3 protein-coding genes are annotated in these 3,249 nt (G+C 59.5%); all 3 read left to right on the top strand.

The features are described from left to right. Positions 1-1,524 (top strand): Mu transposase C-terminal domain-containing protein (locus tag QO034_RS23090; RefSeq protein ID WP_284487850.1); only part of this gene is annotated, 1,524 nt, incomplete at its 5' end. Position 1,525: 1 nt separating this feature from the next. After that, positions 1,526-2,407 (top strand): TniB family NTP-binding protein, encoded by an 882-nt coding sequence (locus QO034_RS23085; protein ID WP_284487849.1) that lies wholly within the window; start codon positions 1,526-1,528, stop codon positions 2,405-2,407. Next, positions 2,404-3,195, top strand: a complete 792-nt coding sequence (locus tag QO034_RS23080; protein ID WP_284487848.1) for a TniQ family protein — start codon at positions 2,404-2,406, stop codon at positions 3,193-3,195. Before QO034_RS23085 ends, QO034_RS23080 begins: the two co-directional genes overlap by 4 nt. Positions 3,196-3,249: the final 54 nt, after the last annotated feature.

Genomic DNA, 3,249 nt, shown 5'->3' with positions numbered 1-3,249 from the left:
AGTGGCATCAATGACGCCGTTTGGGAGCTTGGTGTCAGCAGGGCGACGGTCTGGCGTTGGATAAAGCGGCTGGCGGAAGAGGGTGGGCGCACCAGCGCGCTGGCTCCGCGAAAACGAGGCCGCCCGACAGGTACGGTTTTGATATCCAGCAAGGTCGAAGCGGTGATCGAAGAGCATCTTCGCCGTTATTTCTTGCGCCGGGAACGATCCAGCCTGTCGCGTGTTGTGACAGAAATCCGCAGCGCGTGCTGGCAACAGGGCTTGCAGCCGCCGACACGGCGGACGGTTCAGCGTCGTCTGGATGCAATGGATGCCCGCGAAGTTGCAAAGGCACGAGAGGGCGCAAAGGCGGCCCGCCAAAAATTTGCGGCCGTTACAGGCGAGAACAAGGCCGGTCAGCCACTGGAGGTCGTGCAAATCGACCATACACCTGCCGACATAATTCTTGTTGACAGTTTTGAGCGCCAACCAATTGGCCGACCGTGGGTCACGCTGGCGATCGACGTCGCAACGCGGTTGGTAACGGGATATTACACCTCTCTCGAGGCACCTTCGCGTCTGTCAGTGGCGCTTTGCCTGACACAGGCGGTAGCCCCCAAGGCGGAACTTCTGGCGGAATTGGCGTGCAATATTCCTTGGCCCGCACAAGGCAAACCGCAGAGCATCCATGTCGACAATGGCCGCGATTTCCGGTCGCGGGCCTTTCGGTCGGCGTGTGCGGAATGGGGGATCGATCTGATCTATCGGCCGCCGGGAAGTCCTCACTTCGGGGGTCACATCGAGCGGTTGATCGGGACGATGATGGGGGCCGTTCACCTGTTACCGGGAACAACGCAATCCTCGGTCGTGGCCAAGGGCGACTATGACGCCGAGGGCATGGCCACGATGACCTTAAGCGACTTTGATCGCTGGTTTGCTCTGGAAATCTGCCGCTACAACAACAGCATTCATTCAAGCATTGGCTGTACGCCCGTTGCCAAATGGGAAGCGCTCTCAGAGCAAATGACGGGCGACATCCCCTTCGAGATGGAAGCCTTTCAGGTGAGCTTCCTGCCCAGCGAACTGCGCAAAGTCAGGCGTGACGGCATCCATCTGTTCCAGATACGGTACTGGTCCGATGCCCTTGCAGGCCACATTGGGCGCGGGGACGGAAAGATGATCGTTCGTTACGACCCTCGCGATATCTCAATGATCTGGGTCGAACTGGACGATGGCCGATATGTTGAGGCGCGGTACAGAAACCTTGAAATTCCCCCCGTATCGCTCTGGGAATATCGCGAGGCCATGAAGAAGGCCCGTGCCCTTGGCAAGTCCGGGTCCAATGAGCTGGTGCTGGCTGAGCTGATCCGACAGCAACGCCAGATCGAAGCTGAAAGCCGGGGACTAACCAAGGCGGAACGCCGATCGCGTGAAAGAAAAGGGCCATTGGAGGGCGCCAACTCGGCTGTCGCAACAACCGAAGGGCTGCGCCCGATCGACACGGGTGATACATCGCGCCCATTGTTCAAGGTGGAGAGATGGTGAATTGAGGGCAGGAAAAACAGAGGAAGACGGTCGGATCGCCCTCATTCAATCGGACATCTGGATCGGCTTTCCGCGGGCCGAACAAGTTCTGGACCGTTTGCAGGGTATGATCGAAGCGCCACGGCAAACCCGTATGCCTGGCCTTCTTGTGCATGGCGCGTCCGGGATCGGAAAGACGATGATCGCCCGCAACCTGTCGCGCAGATACGCACCAGAATACGATCCGGCGTCAGGCATCACCCGCACACCGCTGCTGCTGTTGCAAGCGCCGCCCGCACCAGACGAGCGGCGGTTCTACCTGCACATCTTGGCCGCCGTCGGCGCCCCGGCCACGGCACTGAGCGCGCGTGCTCAAAATGTGGCCTCACTAGAAGTCCGCGTCATCGCGCTCTTGCGCGACCTTGGCCTGCGGATGATCATGATCGACGAGGTTCACAACCTCTTGGCCGGGACCCACCGCGAACAGCGCCGCTTTCTCAATGTTCTGCGGTATCTCAGCAATGAACTTGAAGCGTCGCTGGTATGCCTCGGGGTCAGCGAGGCCGTCGATGCCATCCGTGGTGATATCCAGCTTGCCAGGCGGCTGGACGAACATCACCTGCCAAACTGGCGCGACGATGCCGAGTTCTCGGACATGATTCAGACACTCATCGCGGCAATGCCCCTCGAGAAGAAATCCAATCTGAAGGTCAAGTCACTCAAGCAGATACTTGCGCTGACCGGTGGGGTGACCTCGCGCATCTTCTCCCTGATCAAGGATCTTTCCATCGACGCCATTGTCACAGGTGATGAATGCATCACTGATGACGCGATCACAAAATGGACGCCGGTTTGGTCGCGCCATGCGAACGCCTATCGGCGACTCGAGAAGTCCGGGGTGTGAAGCCGCACCCGCTGCCGAAAACTGTCGCGCCGCTGCCAGACGAGTTATTGTCAGGCTGGTTGTCTCGGCTGGCGGCGGCCAACTACTGTGATGACGCGGAACTGCTGGCTCATATCAAAATCGATACCGCGCATGGCACCGCCTTGGACTTCTGTGTCGACGCGGCCACGGCGGAGAGGATAGCCAACGCCGCACGAGTCGACCCAGATGTTGTGCGATCGTTGACCTTTCCGTCAATGACCCCACGAGAAGCCTCGCTGACGGCTCAGATGCCATTCCAGCATTGCGTGCAATGCTCCAGAGAGGGTCTTTCGCTCAGGCATTGGAGGCGGGCCTGGGCATTTGACTGCCAAGTTTGCGGGACGAGACTTGTGCAGACCCTTGGCAAACCCCGTGAGGAACAAATATCCGGAAAACTGATATTCCGAGCGCGCCGCGGGGCAGGGATGCTTGAGTGCGCCGCGCGATCGCGCGGCCCCAAGCAACTTCGGCGCGCAATGCGCGCAGTCACCTTTGCCATGTCACTCAAGACCTTCCGCGGGGATCCGTCGTTCGCTGTCCAGAACCCCAGATCGGAAGTTAGGCTGTTCTGCCTCGCCGCAATCGCCGCCGCTCGATCTCATCCCTTGGCTAAGGCAGCCATCGTCAGCAAAAGCATCGACGACTATGCAAGGGTTGCTCTCTTGCGCGCCTTCGAGAAGGAGCCTCGATTGCTTGCCGCGATTGATCACATCGCGCAAAGGCGCGCGAAAAGCGCCGGCCCCATGACAGCCTCATCTCACAATTAAGGGCAAAAATTGCCGCCAAACGCGTCCCGTCTCAGATTAAAGGGCAACGCGACA

The sequence above is a fragment of the Sedimentitalea xiamensis genome (genome assembly GCF_030164465.1).
Lineage (GTDB): Bacteria > Pseudomonadota > Alphaproteobacteria > Rhodobacterales > Rhodobacteraceae > Sedimentitalea > Sedimentitalea xiamensis.
The sequence above is the reverse complement of the archived record's forward strand: the minus strand, read 5'-3'. Positions and strand labels throughout refer to the sequence as shown.